This is a genomic window from Mycobacterium sp. IDUB_19 (assembly GCF_055419445.1).
In genome coordinates, this window is the sequence record NZ_JBVAXR010000003.1 from 147,794 (window position 1) to 162,117 (window position 14,324).

The 14,324-nt window shown below is 67.9% G+C and carries 14 protein-coding genes; 11 read left to right on the forward strand and 3 right to left on the reverse strand.

What is annotated here, in order from left to right:
* Window positions 1-36 precede the first annotated feature (36 nt).
* From dapB to ACZY0B_RS04470, 3 genes are read left to right on the forward strand one after another with little or no spacing between them, the layout of a single operon-like run.
* Window positions 37-774 carry a 4-hydroxy-tetrahydrodipicolinate reductase gene (gene dapB, locus ACZY0B_RS04460; RefSeq protein WP_463762784.1) on the forward strand — a complete coding sequence of 246 codons (738 nt, stop codon included), beginning with the start codon at window positions 37-39 and terminating at the stop codon, window positions 772-774.
* Window positions 771-1,226 (forward strand): tetratricopeptide repeat protein, encoded by a 456-nt coding sequence (locus ACZY0B_RS04465; protein WP_463762785.1) that lies wholly within the window; start codon window positions 771-773, stop codon window positions 1,224-1,226. Before dapB ends, ACZY0B_RS04465 begins: the two co-directional genes overlap by 4 nt.
* Complete coding sequence (locus tag ACZY0B_RS04470; RefSeq protein ID WP_463762786.1) at window positions 1,223-1,678, forward strand: flavodoxin family protein; 456 nt, start codon at window positions 1,223-1,225, stop codon at window positions 1,676-1,678. Before ACZY0B_RS04465 ends, ACZY0B_RS04470 begins: the two co-directional genes overlap by 4 nt.
* Here ACZY0B_RS04470 and ACZY0B_RS04475 read toward each other — a convergent pair.
* Window positions 1,675-2,508 (reverse strand): thioesterase family protein, encoded by an 834-nt coding sequence (locus ACZY0B_RS04475; protein WP_463762788.1) that lies wholly within the window; start codon window positions 2,506-2,508, stop codon window positions 1,675-1,677. The two genes, ACZY0B_RS04470 and ACZY0B_RS04475, sit on opposite strands and share 4 nt — an antisense overlap.
* Before the next feature lie 39 nt (window positions 2,509-2,547).
* Between ACZY0B_RS04475 and ACZY0B_RS04480 the strand changes: the two genes are divergently transcribed.
* Window positions 2,548-4,083: a class I adenylate-forming enzyme family protein gene (locus ACZY0B_RS04480; RefSeq protein ID WP_463762790.1), complete on the forward strand. Its 1,536-nt coding sequence runs from the start codon at window positions 2,548-2,550 to the stop codon at window positions 4,081-4,083.
* Window positions 4,080-7,307 (forward strand): acetyl-CoA carboxylase family protein, encoded by a 3,228-nt coding sequence (locus ACZY0B_RS04485; RefSeq protein ID WP_463762792.1) that lies wholly within the window; start codon window positions 4,080-4,082, stop codon window positions 7,305-7,307. The genes ACZY0B_RS04480 and ACZY0B_RS04485 overlap by 4 nt, the downstream gene beginning before the upstream one ends.
* A gap of 20 nt (window positions 7,308-7,327) precedes the next feature.
* Here ACZY0B_RS04485 and ACZY0B_RS04490 read toward each other — a convergent pair whose 3' ends face one another.
* A complete protein-coding gene (locus ACZY0B_RS04490) occupies window positions 7,328-7,657 on the reverse strand; it encodes a PE-PGRS family protein (RefSeq protein WP_463762925.1) in 330 nt (109 codons plus the stop codon).
* A gap of 133 nt (window positions 7,658-7,790) precedes the next feature.
* Here ACZY0B_RS04490 and ACZY0B_RS04495 point away from each other — a divergent pair, with 133 nt between their 5' ends.
* From ACZY0B_RS04495 to ACZY0B_RS04510, 4 genes are read left to right on the forward strand one after another with little or no spacing between them, the layout of a single operon-like run.
* Complete coding sequence (locus ACZY0B_RS04495) at window positions 7,791-8,573, forward strand: SDR family oxidoreductase (protein ID WP_463762794.1); 783 nt, start codon at window positions 7,791-7,793, stop codon at window positions 8,571-8,573.
* Window positions 8,570-9,772, forward strand: coding sequence for an acyl-CoA dehydrogenase family protein (locus ACZY0B_RS04500; RefSeq protein ID WP_463762795.1), 1,203 nt, complete (start codon window positions 8,570-8,572; stop codon window positions 9,770-9,772). Before ACZY0B_RS04495 ends, ACZY0B_RS04500 begins: the two co-directional genes overlap by 4 nt.
* On the forward strand, window positions 9,769-10,866 hold the full coding sequence (locus tag ACZY0B_RS04505) for an acyl-CoA dehydrogenase family protein (protein WP_463762797.1): 1,098 nt from the start codon (window positions 9,769-9,771) through the stop codon (window positions 10,864-10,866). The genes ACZY0B_RS04500 and ACZY0B_RS04505 overlap by 4 nt, the downstream gene beginning before the upstream one ends.
* 5 nt (window positions 10,867-10,871) lie before the next feature.
* On the forward strand, window positions 10,872-12,101 hold the full coding sequence (locus ACZY0B_RS04510) for a glycosyltransferase (protein WP_463762798.1): 1,230 nt from the start codon (window positions 10,872-10,874) through the stop codon (window positions 12,099-12,101).
* Here ACZY0B_RS04510 and ACZY0B_RS04515 read toward each other — a convergent pair.
* Window positions 12,098-12,847 (reverse strand): dienelactone hydrolase family protein, encoded by a 750-nt coding sequence (locus ACZY0B_RS04515; protein ID WP_463762799.1) that lies wholly within the window; start codon window positions 12,845-12,847, stop codon window positions 12,098-12,100. The genes ACZY0B_RS04510 and ACZY0B_RS04515 overlap by 4 nt on opposite strands.
* 104 nt (window positions 12,848-12,951) lie before the next feature.
* Here ACZY0B_RS04515 and ACZY0B_RS04520 point away from each other — a divergent pair, with 104 nt between their 5' ends.
* On the forward strand, window positions 12,952-13,758 hold the full coding sequence (locus ACZY0B_RS04520; RefSeq protein WP_463762926.1) for a thymidylate synthase: 807 nt from the start codon (window positions 12,952-12,954) through the stop codon (window positions 13,756-13,758).
* Between the two features lie 73 nt (window positions 13,759-13,831).
* Window positions 13,832-14,317, forward strand: a complete 486-nt coding sequence (locus ACZY0B_RS04525) for a dihydrofolate reductase (protein ID WP_463762801.1) — start codon at window positions 13,832-13,834, stop codon at window positions 14,315-14,317.
* Window positions 14,318-14,324 lie beyond the last annotated feature (7 nt).

Consider the following 14,324-nt stretch of genomic DNA (forward strand, 5'->3'; position numbering starts at 1 on the left):
AAATCCCGCCCGAGCGCTCCGTCTAGGGTGAAGGCCATGCGGGTAGGAGTGCTGGGTGCCAAGGGCAAGGTCGGGACGGCGATGGTGGCGGGTGTGCAGGCCGCCGAGGATCTGACCCTGTCCGCCGAAGTGGACGCCGGCGATCCCATGAGTCTGCTGACCGATCACAACACCGAGGTCGTCATCGACTTCACCCACCCCGATGTGGTGATGGGCAACCTGGAATTCCTCATTAGCAATGGAATTCACGCCGTGGTGGGCACGACGGGCTTTACCGCCGAGCGGCTGCAGCAGGTCGAGGCCTGGCTGGCCGACAGCGCAGGCACGTCGGTGCTGATCGCGCCGAACTTCGCGATCGGTGCCGTGCTGTCAATGCATTTCGCGAAACAGGCCGCGCCCTTCTTCGACTCCGCCGAGGTGGTCGAGCTGCATCACCCGCACAAGGCCGACGCGCCGTCGGGCACTGCGACTCGCACCGCCAAGCTGATCGCCGAAGCTCGAAAAGGCTTGCCGCCCAACCCCGATGCCACCAGCACCGGCCTGCCCGGGGCTCGCGGCGCCGACGTCGACGGCATCCCCGTGCACTCGGTGCGGCTGGCCGGGCTGGTCGCCCATCAGGAGGTGCTGTTCGGCACCGAGGGGGAGACGCTGACGATCCGCCACGACAGCCTGGACCGCACGTCGTTCGTGCCGGGCGTGCTGCTGGCGGTGCGCCGCATTCGGGAATACCCCGGGCTGACGGTGGGGCTGGAGCCCCTGCTCAACCTGCAATGAGCAGGTCGCTGCGCACGCAATTGCTCATCGCCTTCTTGTGCGCGGCGATGTTGCTGTACTTCGTGCTGCTGGGGCGATTGGCCGTCGCGATGATCGCCTCGGGGCGGGCCGCCGCCGTCGGCCTCGGGCTGGCGGTGTTGATCATGCCGGTGATCGGGCTGTGGGCGATGATCGCCACCCTGCGGGCCGGGTTCGCGCACCAGAAGCTGGCCCGGCTGATCGCCGAAGACGGGATGGAACTCGATGCCAGCGCGCTGCCGCGACGGCCGTCCGGCCGCATCCAGCGCGACGCGGCCGACGCGCTGTTCGCCACCGTGCGCACCGAAGTCGAATCCCACCCCGACGATTGGCGGCATTGGTACCGGCTCGCTCGTGCCTACGACTACGCGGGGGATCGCCGCCGCGCCCGCGAGGCCATGAAGAGGGCGGTCGAGCTGGAGGGGCACCCGTGAGCAAGACACTGCTGATCGTGCACCACACGCCGTCGCCGGCCACCCGCGAGCTGCTCGAGGCGGTGCTCGCCGGAGCCAACGATCCCGAGATTGACGGCGTCGACGTGGTCTCCCGGCCGGCGCTGGCGGCGACGCTGCCGGACATGCTCGACGCCGACGGCTACCTGTTCGGCACCACCGCCAACTTCGGCTACATGTCCGGCGCCCTCAAGCACTTCTTCGACACCGTCTACTACCCGAGCCTGGACCACGTATCGGGACGGCCCTACGGGCTGTGGGTGCACGGCAACAACGACACCGTCGGTGCCGCCTCGGCCGTCAACAAACTGGCCATCGGACTGTCGCTGAGCCAAGCCGCCGACGTGCTGGAGGTGGTCGGTGCCGTCGACGCCGCGGTGCGTGAGCGGGCCTACGAGCTGGGTGGGACGCTGGCCGCGACGCTGATGGGCTAGGTGTGGGTCGGCTTGAACGCGTCGGCGGGCTGGGCCACCGCCAGCGCCGAGCTGGTACCCAGCGGTCCGTGCCGATCGAACAGCGTCGCCGCCCCGGTGGCCACACCTGCCGTGCCGTAGTGGCTCAGCGCGGCCAACCCGACGAATTCACCGTCGGGCAATCGGCTCGCGGTGACCGTGTAGTCGGCATTGATGTAGCGCAATCCGCCTGTGCCCCAATGCGTGAGCGAACTGGTGATGTCACCGACGAAGGCCAGGCGAGTAAACGGCGTCAGCGGGTGGCCGTGCACCATCGGGCGAAACACCCGGGCCCAGGCGAACTTCTGGGAGTGGGATTGCTCCCATTCGCCCGCGGCGATACCGGGACTGCCCTCGAACGTGGCCCCGTACCCCCAGATAAGGAACGGCATGTCGCTCGGAAAGCCGTCGTAGGACGTCGGTAGCGCCGGCATCTGGACCGGAAAGGACCACACCTGGCCCTCGGGATGATCGCCGCGACGCAGGAACAGCGCACTTGCGCGGGCGACAACAGTGCCGCTCTGAACCAAGGCGGCGTCGACCAGTCTGATGCGACGGCCTTCGCGCTGTATCGAAGTCTGAATCTGCACCGGCCGCAGCAGCACCGGCCGTAACAGGTCGACGGTCAGACGGGCGGGCTGAAAGTCGGGATCGATGCCCGATTGTTCTATGCCCCAACCCAACAAGCCTCCGACGATCTGACCGCCCATTGCCGCGCCCCACGGCCCTCGCGTCAGCGGGCCCGGAACATAGGAGTCGCCGTCGACAGTGAAGAATGCCTCGGGCATGATGGCGGAATCCTCGATCGTCACCGCTATCACGATAGGACACGACGATAGTAAGGACCGGGCATGCCTGAAGTGATCGACATTTCGCGCGGCCACAACCCGTTCTCGACGACGGGCGTGACCCGCGACCCTGACGGCATCCCGCGTTACCACGATCTGCCCGCAACGCTGCTGGACATGCTGGCCGAGCACGTCGAGCACCGTCCCGACAGCGAGGCCGTTGTCGAAGTCGGTGCCGGCCGACTGACCTACCGGCAGTTGTGGGACCGCGCCGCACGGGTCGCCGGCGGGCTGCGGGCGGCCGGTGTGCAACCAGGGGAGCGCGTGGCGGTGCGCTACCCCGCGGGCATCAATTGGGTGTTGGCGTTTTGGGGCACGGTGATGGCCGGCGGCATTGTGGTGGCGGTCAATACGCGCTCGGCGCAACCGGAAGTCGAGTTCGTGCTGTCCGACTCCGGGGCGACGCTGGATCTGGCGGCGGACACCCCGCTGCCCGACGGCCAACCCTATGTGGCCGAAGGACTCACGCCTGCGGACACCGCCGCGCTGTTCTACACCTCGGGGACCACCGGGCATCCCAAAGGCGTGCCGACCACTCACGAGGCATTCGTCACCAACACCGAGAATTCAATTCGGTGCGTGGGATTCTCCCGGGATGCCGGCGATGAGCTGCGCACCCTGATCTCGGTGCCGCTGTTTCACGTGACCGGTTGCAACTCACAGCTTTTGGCGGCCATTCGGCTCGGGGGAGCATCGGTGATCCTGCCGACACTCAACGTTGACGGGTTGATCGCCACCCTGAGCGCCGAACGTATTTCGCTGATGGTGACGGTTCCCGCGATCTACTCGTTATTGCTGCGGCACAAGGAGTTCGCCAATACAGATGTGTCCGGTGTTCGCTGGGTGGGCTACGGTGGGGCGCCCATCGCGCCCTCGTTGGTGCGGTCGGTAAAGAATGCGTTTCCGCAGGCAAAGGTGTTCAACGGCTACGGCATGACCGAGTCCGCCTCGCTGATGACCGTGCTACCCGATCGGGACGCGGTCGCACACGCCGACTCCGTGGGGTATGCCGTGCCCTCGGTAGATCTCGGCCTGATTCCGTTCGGCGGCGACGAGCAAGGCGTCGGTGAGTTGGTGGTGCGCGGCGCCAACGTGACCGCCGGGTACTGGAACCGGCCGGAAGCGACCGCTGCCGCGATCGTGGACGGCTGGCTGCACACCGGCGACGTGGTGCGCGTCGACGACGCGGGCCGGGTGCACATCGTCGACCGCCTCAAGGACATCATCAATCGCGGCGGAGAGAACGTCTCCAGCGTCGAGGTCGAAGCGGTGTTGTTGGCCGCGCCCAGTGTCGCGGATGCCTGTGTGCTGGCGGTGCCCGACGAGGTCATGGGTGAGAAGGTCGGGGCCGTGTTGTTCGGCGGCGGCGCGCAGGTCGACGTGCCGGCCGTGCTCGAGCACTGCCGCGGGAAGCTCGCCGACTACGAAATTCCGCAGTACGTCACGGTGGTATCAGAAGCGTTGCCGCGCAATGCCGGTGGCAAGCTACTCAAAGCCAGGCTGCGTGGTGAAGTGCAGTGGGGCGACCCGCTCCGATGAGCGCGACCCTGCTGATCGCGAACCGCGGTGAGATCGCGCTTCGGATCATCCGCACCGCAACCGAATTGGGTATCCAGACCGTCGCGGTCTACGCCGAGGACGACGCCGAGAGTCCGCACGTGCATGCCGCCGAGGAAGCGATCGGCCTGCCGGGCAGCGGCGCCGACGCCTACCTGGACCAGTCGGCCATCCTGGCGGCGGCGAAGAACGCCGGCGCGGAGCTGATCCATCCGGGTTACGGCTTCCTTTCCGAGAACGCCGGATTCGCTCGTGCGTGCGCGGCGGCCGGGTACACCTTCGTGGGGCCGGACGCCGACGTGCTCGAGACAGTCGGCAACAAATCCTCGGCGCGCGCCGCCGCGATCGCTGCCGGTGTGCCCGTGTTGCCCGCCACCGCTGGGCCGAGCAGCGTCGAGGATGTCCGGGCGTTCTTCGCCACCCACGGCGCAGCGGTCATGATCAAGGCGCTGGCCGGTGGGGGCGGTCGCGGCATGCGCCGAGTGGACCGTGCCGATCAGATCGACAATGCCTACCGGCAGTGTGCGGCGGAGGCGCAACTGGGATTCGGCAATGCCGCGGTGTTCGCCGAGGCGCTTCTGGACGACGCCAGGCACATCGAGGTGCAGATCGTCGCCGCCCCGGCCGGGCCCCGCACACACGCGCTCGCCCTCGGCGACCGTGATTGCAGCATTCAGCGCCGCTACCAAAAGGTCGTCGAAATAGCTCCCGCGCAAGGGCTTTCGGATGCGCTGCGCCGCGAGCTGCACCTGGCCGCGGCGCGGCTGTGCGGCGGTGTCGGCCTGCGCGGGCTGGCCACCGTCGAATTCCTGGTCGCCGGTGAGAAATTCGTCTTTCTCGAGGTCAACCCTCGCATTCAGGTCGAGCACCCGATCACCGAGGAGACCACCGGGGTGGACCTGGTGGCCGCACAGCTGGCCATCGCCGGTGGCGCCTCCTACTACCAGCTGGGGTTGCCGTCCGGAATCGCCTCTGACGGTGACGAAGTCATCGGCGAGCCCGCCGTACGGCGCGGCATTGCAATACAGGCCCGGGTCAACATGGAGACCCTGACGGCGCAGGGGGCCGTGGTGCCCGCAGCGGGCGTCTTGACGGTGTTCTCGCCGCCGAGCGGTCCCGGCGTGCGCGTCGACACGTACGGGCGGACCGGGCTGGCGTTGAGCGCGCGATACGACTCGCTGCTGGCCAAGGTCATCACCCACGTGCACGGGTCGTCGTTCGCTGTGGCGCTGCGAAAGTTGCGCACCGCGCTGGCCGAATTCGGTGTCGAGGGTGTCCGCACGAACATCAATTTTCTGCAAGAGCTGCTGTCCGACGGCGAAATTCAGTCGGGTGTGGTGACCACGAGCTTCCTCGATGCCAAGCTTCGGACGCTGGCGGCCGCGGCGCTGAGCCACGAACACGACACCCGGGTGGCGTCCGTCGAGCTCTATCCCGGTGAGGAAGCGCTACGTGCTCAGCTGGCCGGCACCGTGGTCGAGTTGTCGCCCGAGGGCACCGAGCTTTCTCCCGGCGATCAACTGGTCGTGCTCGAGGCAATGAAAATGCAACATGTGCTCGTCGCCCCGGACGCGCTGCGAACGGTCCGCAATCTCGTGGCACCCGGCCAGGTTGTCGGAGCCGGCGATCCGCTGGTGGTCTTCGCCCGCACCGGGGCCGGTATCGGCGGCGAGTCCGCCGTCGCCGCGGTCGACCTCGACCGCCCGCGTGCCGACCTCGACGAGGTCGCCCAGCGCCATCTGCTCACTCTGGACGAGGGACGCGAACCCACGGTGGCCAAGCGGCACAACAAGGGTCGCCGCACCGCCCGGGAGAACATCGCCGATCTGATCGACGCCGGCAGCTTCGTCGAGTACGGCGCGCTCGCCATTGCCGCGCAACGCAGCCGGCGCTCGGAATCCGACCTCATCGCCAACACCCCGGCCGACGGCCTGGTCGCGGGGTTGGCGACCATCGGCGCCGACCGATTCGGGCGCGCGGCGGCCGAGGCGGTCGTGGTGTCCTACGACTACACCGTGCTCGCCGGGACACAGGGCATGCGCAACCATGCCAAGACGGACCGCGTTTTCGACGTGGCCGCCCGAAAACGCTTGCCGGTGGTGCTGTTCGCGGAGGGCGGTGGTGGACGGCCCGGCGACACCGACGTCGGGGGCGCGGCCGGGCTGGATGTGCCGACCTTCCGGGTACTGGCCGGGCTGCGCGGTCAGGTGCCATTGGTGTCCATCGTCTCCGGACGTTGCTTCGCCGGCAACGCCGCGCTGGCCGGAGTGTGCGACGTGATCATCGCGACCCCGGACGCCAACATCGGAATGGGCGGGCCGGCGATGATCGAGGGTGGCGGGCTCGGGGTGTACCCGCCCGAGGCGATCGGTCCGATCGACGTGCAGCGGCACAACGGGGTGGTGAGCCTGATCGCGCGCGACGAGGCGCACGCGGTGTCGCTGGCCAAACAGTATCTGTCGTACTTCCAGGGCAGTATCAGCGACTGGGCGGCACCCGATCCACGGCTGGCCCGACATGTGGTGCCGGAGAATCGGTTACGCGCCTACGACGTACGTCGGGGGATCGAGTCGATTGTCGACGTCGACTCCGTGCTCGAGCTACGCCCCGACTATGGCGTCGGCATCGTCACCGCACTTGTCCGCGTCGAGGGCGTGGCATTTGGATTGCTCGCCAACAGCAGTCACCATCTGGGCGGCGCGATCGATGCCGAGGCCGCCGACAAGGCCGGTGACTTCCTGACTCTGTGCGAATCGTCTCGGCTGCCGGTGATTTCGTTGTGCGACACACCGGGATTCATGGTCGGGCCGGATGCGGAAAAACAGGCCGCGGTCCGCCGGTTCGGCCGGATGTTCGTGTTGGGTGCGCGGTTAACGGTGCCGCTCGGAATGATCATCCTGCGCAAGGGATATGGGTTGGGCGCGATGGCCATGGCGGGCGGCTCGTTCCACGCCCCGCAGTTCACCGTCGCCTGGCCGACGGGGGAGATCGGTGGCATGGGCTTGGAAGGCGCGGTACGGCTCGGCTTCAGTAAAGAGCTGGCCGCCGCGTCCGATGCGGCCGAACGTGAACAGCTATTCGATCGGCTTGTGGCGGCGGCATATCAACACGGCAAAGCACTTCGGGCCGCCACGACGTTCGAGCTTGACGATGTGATCGACCCTTCAGACTCCCGCGCCTGGATCACCAGGCTGACGGGAGGCTGAAGGGTTGTGACGGAGGGATATCAGGCGTGGCCGGATCCGCAGCCGACGCCCGGCAGACATCCGGTGCCACCCGGAACGCCGCCCGGGCCGGCGTTTTGGCCGCCGGAGCCGCAGCCGACACCCGGCAGACATCCGGTGCCGCCCGGACCGCCGCCCGGGCCGTTGTTCTGGCCGCCGGAACCGCAGTTGCCGTTGGCGTCGCAGCCGCCGCCGCCCGGGTCGTCCTTGAAGACGACGTGGGTCGGTGACGGGCCGGTCATGGCCGGGCCGGTCGCAAAACTATCCGCAGCTGCGATCGGTGCGGCGGCGATCGCGGCAGCGACGGCACCGCCGACCACCAGTGGTTTCAGGAGGGTCAATTTCGCTAACATGCGACTCGCATACCACGCATGCCCGCGGACAAAACCTTTCACTGAAAGATTGTTTGCAATCGACGTTCTCCGCTAACGAACTCGGGCCCCACAAAATAAAAGGTGTACGAAGATGACCTCACTGGATTTGACCGGCCGTACTGCGATTATCACGGGGGCCTCGCGCGGAATCGGGTTGGCGATTTCGCAACAGCTGGCAGCCGCCGGCGCCAATGTGGTGCTCACCGCGCGCAAGCAGGAAGCGGCGCAGGAAGCTGCGGCTCAGATCGGGGAGCGGGCGTTGGGCGTGGGCGCTCACGCGGTCGACGAGGACGCCGCGCGCAGCTGCGTGGACCTCGCCTTGGAAAGGTTTGGCAGCGTCGACATCTTGATCAATAACGCGGGCACGAATCCGGCGTATGGCCCACTGATCGACCAGGATCACGCCCGGTTCACCAAGATTTTCGAGGTCAATCTGTGGGCCCCGTTGCTGTGGACATCGCTGGTTGTCAAGGCATGGATGGGCGAACACGGTGGCGCGATCGTGAATACCGCCTCCATCGGTGGCCTGCACCAATCCCCGGCGATGGGGCTGTACAACGCGACCAAGGCGGCGCTGATCCACGTCACCAAACAACTCGCCCTGGAACTGTCACCGCGCATCCGGGTCAATGCCATCGCCCCGGGAGTGGTGCGTACCAAACTGGCCGAGGCGCTGTGGAAGGACCACGAAGATCCGCTGGCCGCCCAGATTGCGCTCGGGCGCATCGGTGAGCCAAGCGATGTGGCGAACGCGGTGGCCTTTCTGGTTTCCGACGCGGCGAGCTGGATCACCGGTGAGACGATGGTCATCGACGGCGGTCTGCTGCTGGGCGGCGCGCAGGGCTTCCAGATTCGGCCCGGGGGCAAGCCATGAGCACGGAGGATTTCTCGGCCGACCTCACGAAGCGGGTGCAAGCGCTGCTGGACGACCACGACCCGGCGACCACTGATCCTCGCGATTTCCTTGGCGCACAATTCGATGCCGGGCTGGCCTGGGTGCATCTGCCACAGGGTTTCGGCGGACTGGACCTGCCGCGTAAAGCGCAGGAACTGGTGAACGCTCGGCTGGGCGCCGCGGGCGCGCCGGTGGGCGGCACCATCAAGAACTTCATCGGAATGGGCATGGCGGCCCCGACCATCGCGGCGTTCGGCACCGACGAGCAGAAGCGAAAGTTCTTGCGCCCGTTGTTCACCGGCGAGCAGGTCTACTGCCAGTTGTTCAGCGAACCCGGCGCGGGATCGGACCTGGCCGGGGTGGCCACGCGCGCGGTCCGCGACGGTGACGACTGGATTGTCAACGGGCAGAAGGTGTGGACGTCGATGGCGCAACATGCGCAGATGGCCATCCTGGTTGCCCGCACCGACCCGACCGTGCCCAAGCACGCGGGCTTGACCTACTTCGTCTGCGACATGACGCAACCGGGCGTCGACGTTCGGCCGCTGCGTCAGATCACCGGTGAGGCCGAGTTCAACGAGGTGTTCCTCACCGATGTCCGGGTGCCCGACACGAATCGGCTGGGCCCCGTGGGCGGCGGCTGGCGGGTTGCGACCACCACGCTCAACAACGAACGCGTCGCGATCGGTGCCAGCTCCGGTGTTCCGCGGGAGGGCGGGATCATCGGGAAGATCGCCCGCGCATGGCGAGACGAGCCGGGGCTGCGCAACGGCGCGATGCACGACGAGCTGATGCGGCTCTGGGTCGAGGCGGAAGTCCTTCGGCTGGCCGGGGAACGGCTTGGGCAAAAGGCCCAAAAGGACCCAGCGGGCCAGCCCGGGCCGGAGGGCGCCGGCATGAAGGTGGCCTTCGCCAAACTGGCGCAAGCGCTCTCGGGTTTCGACATCGAGCTACATGCCGAATCCGGCCTGCAGTACGACGACTGGACCATGCGCAGAACAGAAGTCGTCGACTTGGTCGGCCGCGAACCCGGGTACCGCTACCTGCGGGCACGCGGCAACTCGATCGAGGGCGGCACGTCGGAAATCTTGCGCAACACCATTTCTGAGCGGATTCTCGGCCTGCCGGGCGAACACCGCGTCGACAAGGATGTCGCCTGGAAGGATCTGGACCGATGAGCATCGGGGACCTGCTCTACTCCGACACCGAGGAGGCGTTGCGCGACAGCGTCCGCCACCTGTTCGCCGAGCGGTGTGCACCCGAAGTGGTGGTTCGCGCCTACGACCCAGAGCCACAAGACTTTTCCAACTTGTGGCGGCGCCTGGCCGGTGAGTTGGGGGTCGCGGGTCTGCTGGTGCCGGAATCGCTTGGCGGTGCCGGCGCGAGTGCCCGCGAGGCCGCGGTCGTGATGGAGGAGATCGGCCGCGCCGTCGCGCCGGTGCCGTTTTTGTCCAGCGCCGTGCTGGCCACGGTCGCGCTGGTGGGTGCCGGCGAGACCGAGACCTTGTCTGCGCTGGCCCAAGGTGAGCTCACCGCGGCGCTGGCGGTGCCGCTGTCCACCGCGCCCGGCGATCCGATCGCGGGGGTCAGTGTCGGGGCCGACGGCCTGACCGGCGTGGTCAGCAGCGTCGCCGGCGCGGGCGAGGCCGACGTGTTGGTGGTGCCGGTCGCGGGCCGCGACGGTCTCGAGTTGCACACCGTCTCCACTAGCGCGGCGGGAGTACGGGTGTCACCGTTGCTGGCCTTGGACATGACGAGACCCCTTGCCAACGTGACCTTTTCGGCGGCGCCATCAACTCGCGTCGGACCCGCGGATCAAGGCGTGGCCGCCGCGCTACAGACGGGTGCGGCGCTGCTGGCCTCCGAGCAACTCGGGCTGGCGCGGTGGTGTTTCGAGACCACGCTGGCCTATGCCAAGCAGCGCAAGCAGTTCGGCCGCGCGATCGGCTCGTATCAGGCGATCAAGCATCGGTTGGCGGATCTGTGGTTCGAGGTCGGTGCGGCGACGGCGGCCGCACGCCACGCCGCGGATACTTGCGCTTCCGAAGATCCGGATGCGAGCATCGCCGCGGCCGTCGCGCAGGCGTACTGCAGCGGCATCGCGGTGCACGCCGCCGAGGAGTGTGTGCAGCTACACGGCGGCATAGGCATGACCTGGGAGTATCCGGCCCACCTGTACCTCAAGCGAGCCAAGAGCGATCAGTTGGCCTTCGGCACGGCCTACCGTCATCGGACCCGGCTGGCCGAACTGGTGGACCTGCCGGCCGGCTGAGCGCCATGCGTGTGTTGTTGACGACATACGATTCGCGCGGCGGCGTCGAACCACTGCTGGGGCTCGCGGTGCAGTTGCAGGCGCTCGGCGCCGAGGTGGTGCTCTGCGCGCCGCCGGACGACGAATTCGCTGAGCGGGCAGCTGGTTTCGACGTTCCCCTGGTTGGTTTCGGTCCGTCCGTGCGCGCGATGGCGACCACGGCGACGCGGTCGTCGGAGGCGGACCTGCGCGGGCACCTGCTCGGGTTGATCGCCGCGCAGTTCGACACGGTCGCCGCGGCGGCGCAGGGATGCGACGCGCTGGTGTCGGCCAGCCTGGTGTGGACGTCGGCCGGTGCGCGGTCAGTGGCCGACAAACTCGGTATCCCCTACGTCTACGCGAGCTACCACCCGACCCAGCTGCCGTCGCCGTACCACCCGCCGCCGGAGTACGTCGGCCGGGGGATGGGGACCACCGAGATCGACAACCGGGTGATGTGGGATCACAACGCGCGCAATGCCAATACGTTGTTCGGTCCGACGCTCAACAGCCACCGGGCGGCGATCGGCCTGGCCCCGGTGGACGACGTGCGTGCTTACGCCTACACCAATCAGCCGTGGCTGGCAGCCGACCCGACGCTGGGCCCGTGGCAGCCGCTGGCCGACTTCGACGTCGTGCAAACCGGAGCGTGGCTGTTGCACGACGAACGCCCTCTCGCACCCGAGCTTCAGGAGTTCCTCGACGCCGGCACACCGCCGGTGTACCTGGGCTTCGGCAGCATGCCGTTGTGGGGTGCCAAGGAGGTCGTGCCGATGGCGATCGAGGCGATCCGCGGCCAGGGCCGGCGGGTGTTGCTCTCGCACGGCTGGGCCGAGCTGGCGCTCGGCGATGACCGTGACGACTGTTTCGCCGTCGGCGAGGTCAATCAGCAAGCGCTGTTTGCCCGGGTGGCCGCCGTCGTGCACCACGGCGGCGCGGGCACCACGACGACAGCCGCCCGGGCGGGCGCGCCCCAGCTGGTGGTACCGCAGGGCGCCGACCAGGTGTATTGGGCCTGCCGGGTGGCCGAGCTGGGCATCGGCACCGCATGCGACGGTCCGACTCCGCCCCCGGGCGGCCTGCCGGCCGCACTCGAGGTGGCCCTGGCCGACGAGACCCGCGCACAAGCCGGCACCGTCGCGGCCACGATCCGTGCCGACGGCGCGACGGTCGCCGCGCAGTTGTTGCTCGACGTGGTGAGCCGCGAAAAGCGTTAGTGGGACAGCTCCGAAGCGAAGACCTCCGTCATCGCAGCCCAGTGCCGCTCGGCAGCGGCCGCGTCATAGGGCGCGTTGTCCGGGACCGCGAAGCCGTGCGCTGCCTGATACCACTCGATGGTGTGCCGCACACCGGCCGCCGTCAGCGCCTTGTCGAGCTGTTCGGCGTCATCGGTGGTGAAGGACGCATCGTTCTGCGCGCCGCCCACGTAGACCGTGGCGTTCATCCGGTGGGCCAGCAAGTGCGGGCTGTCCGGGGTGTCGGTCACCAGGCCGCCGCCGTGGAAAGACGCCGCGGCGGCCACCCGGTCCGGAACACGGCCGGCCACCGTCAGCGAGATTCGCCCGCCCATGCAGTAGCCGCACACGCCGAAGCGTTCGCCGGATACGTCGGGGCGCGCCGCCAGGTAGTCGAAGAATGCGCGCGCATCGCTGGCGATTTTGTCCGCTGTCAGGCCGCCAATCATGGAAAACAGGCGCTTGCGCTCTGTTTCGTCGCCGAACACGCTCGCCATGTCGAACGGGGCCCAGTTGCCGTTGCGGTAGTACACATCCGGCAGCAGCACCGTGTAGCCGAATCCGGCCAGTTTGGCCGCCATTTGTCCGAAGGTGTCGCGCAGTCCGCCGGCGTCGGGGTACATGACCACGCCGGGCCAGGCGACTTGGGATTGCGGACCTTCGGGCGTGAAGAGGTGGACGGTGCAGGTCCCGTCGGCGGTGGTGATGGTGTCGGTGATGTTCGGCATGGCACCCGTTCTACTCCTGGGATCTGAACCTAAATTCATCGGCGCCGCCGCGCCGCGCCCGGCTTCGCCACGCCCGCGATCGCGGCTAAGCTGACCGCGTGCCGATCGCCGCCCCGGTTCCTGCGCCGTACGAGGACTTGCTGCGCCTGGTCCTAGAGACGGGTTCGGCCAAATCGGACCGCACCGGCACCGGAACCCGCAGCCTATTCGGCCAGCAGTTGCGCTACGACCTGTCGGCCGGATTCCCGCTGCTGACCACCAAGAAGGTCCATCTCAAATCGGTGGTCTACGAGTTGCTGTGGTTCCTGCGCGGCGACTCCAACGTCGGCTGGCTACACGAACACGGCGTCACGATCTGGGACGAATGGGCCAGCGACACAGGCGATCTCGGGCCCATCTACGGCGTGCAGTGGCGATCCTGGCCAACCCCTTCCGGTGAGCACATCGACCAGATCAGCGCGGCGCTGGAGCTGCTGCGCACCGACCCGGACTCCCGGCGCAATATCGTGTCGGCCTGGAACGTCGGCGAAATCCCGCAGATGGCGCTCCCGCCGTGTCACGCGTTCTTCCAGTTCTACGTGGCCGACGGACGGCTGAGCTGCCAGCTTTACCAGCGCAGCGCGGACCTGTTTTTGGGCGTGCCGTTCAACATCGCCAGCTACGCGCTGCTGACCCACATGATGGCGGCCCAGGCCGGCCTCGGTGTCGGGGAGTTCGTCTGGACCGGGGGCGATTGCCACATCTACGACAACCACGTCGACCAGGTGCGGACCCAGCTCAGCCGCGATCCGCGGCCGTACCCGGAACTCTTTCTAGCCCAACGGGATTCGATCTTCGACTACACCTACGACGACGTCGTCGTGAAGAACTACGATCCGCACCCGGCGATCAAAGCTCCCGTCGCTGTATGACACGCGCCGGCGACGATGCAGAGCGAAGCGATGAGGTGGGGGTACCTCCCGCTTGCGGGGGAGAGTGGCGCGCTTGACCACCGTGGGCTTGGTGTGGGCGCAGTCCACATCCGGGGTCATCGGCCGCAATGGCGACATCCCGTGGCACGTGCCGGAGGACCTGGCCCGCTTCAAGCAGGTGACCGTGGGCCAAACCGTGATCATGGGTCGGCGGACCTGGGATTCGTTGCCGGCTGCGGTGCGGCCGTTGCCGCGCCGCAGAAACATCGTCCTGTCCCGCCAGGCCGACTTCAAGCCTGAGGGAGCCGAAGTGGTCGACTCCCTCGAAGAGGCCCTGACCGAGCCCGAAGCGTGGGTGATCGGCGGCGCCCAGATCTACCGGCTCGCGCTGCCGCGCGCCACCCGATGCGAGGTCACCGAGATCGAGATCGACCTGGTTCGCGACGACGAGGACGCGCTGGCCCCGGTGCTCGACGAGACTTGGCTCGGTGAGACGGGGGAATGGCAGGTCAGCCGGTCCGGGCTGCGGTATCGGTTTCACAGCTATCGTCGGCCCTGAGCGCTCG

Coding starts and splice junctions, on each gene's coding strand:
- ACZY0B_RS04510 (WP_463762798.1), top strand. CDS start 10,872: ATGCGTGTGTTGTTGACGACATACGATTCGCGCGGCGGCGTCGAACCA.
- ACZY0B_RS04500 (WP_463762795.1), top strand. CDS start 8,570: ATGAGCACGGAGGATTTCTCGGCCGACCTCACGAAGCGGGTGCAAGCG.
- dapB (WP_463762784.1), top strand. CDS start 37: ATGCGGGTAGGAGTGCTGGGTGCCAAGGGCAAGGTCGGGACGGCGATG.
- ACZY0B_RS04485 (WP_463762792.1), top strand. CDS start 4,080: ATGAGCGCGACCCTGCTGATCGCGAACCGCGGTGAGATCGCGCTTCGG.
- ACZY0B_RS04515 (WP_463762799.1), bottom strand. CDS start 12,847: ATGCCGAACATCACCGACACCATCACCACCGCCGACGGGACCTGCACC.
- ACZY0B_RS04505 (WP_463762797.1), top strand. CDS start 9,769: ATGAGCATCGGGGACCTGCTCTACTCCGACACCGAGGAGGCGTTGCGC.
- ACZY0B_RS04480 (WP_463762790.1), top strand. CDS start 2,548: ATGCCTGAAGTGATCGACATTTCGCGCGGCCACAACCCGTTCTCGACG.
- ACZY0B_RS04495 (WP_463762794.1), top strand. CDS start 7,791: ATGACCTCACTGGATTTGACCGGCCGTACTGCGATTATCACGGGGGCC.
- ACZY0B_RS04465 (WP_463762785.1), top strand. CDS start 771: ATGAGCAGGTCGCTGCGCACGCAATTGCTCATCGCCTTCTTGTGCGCG.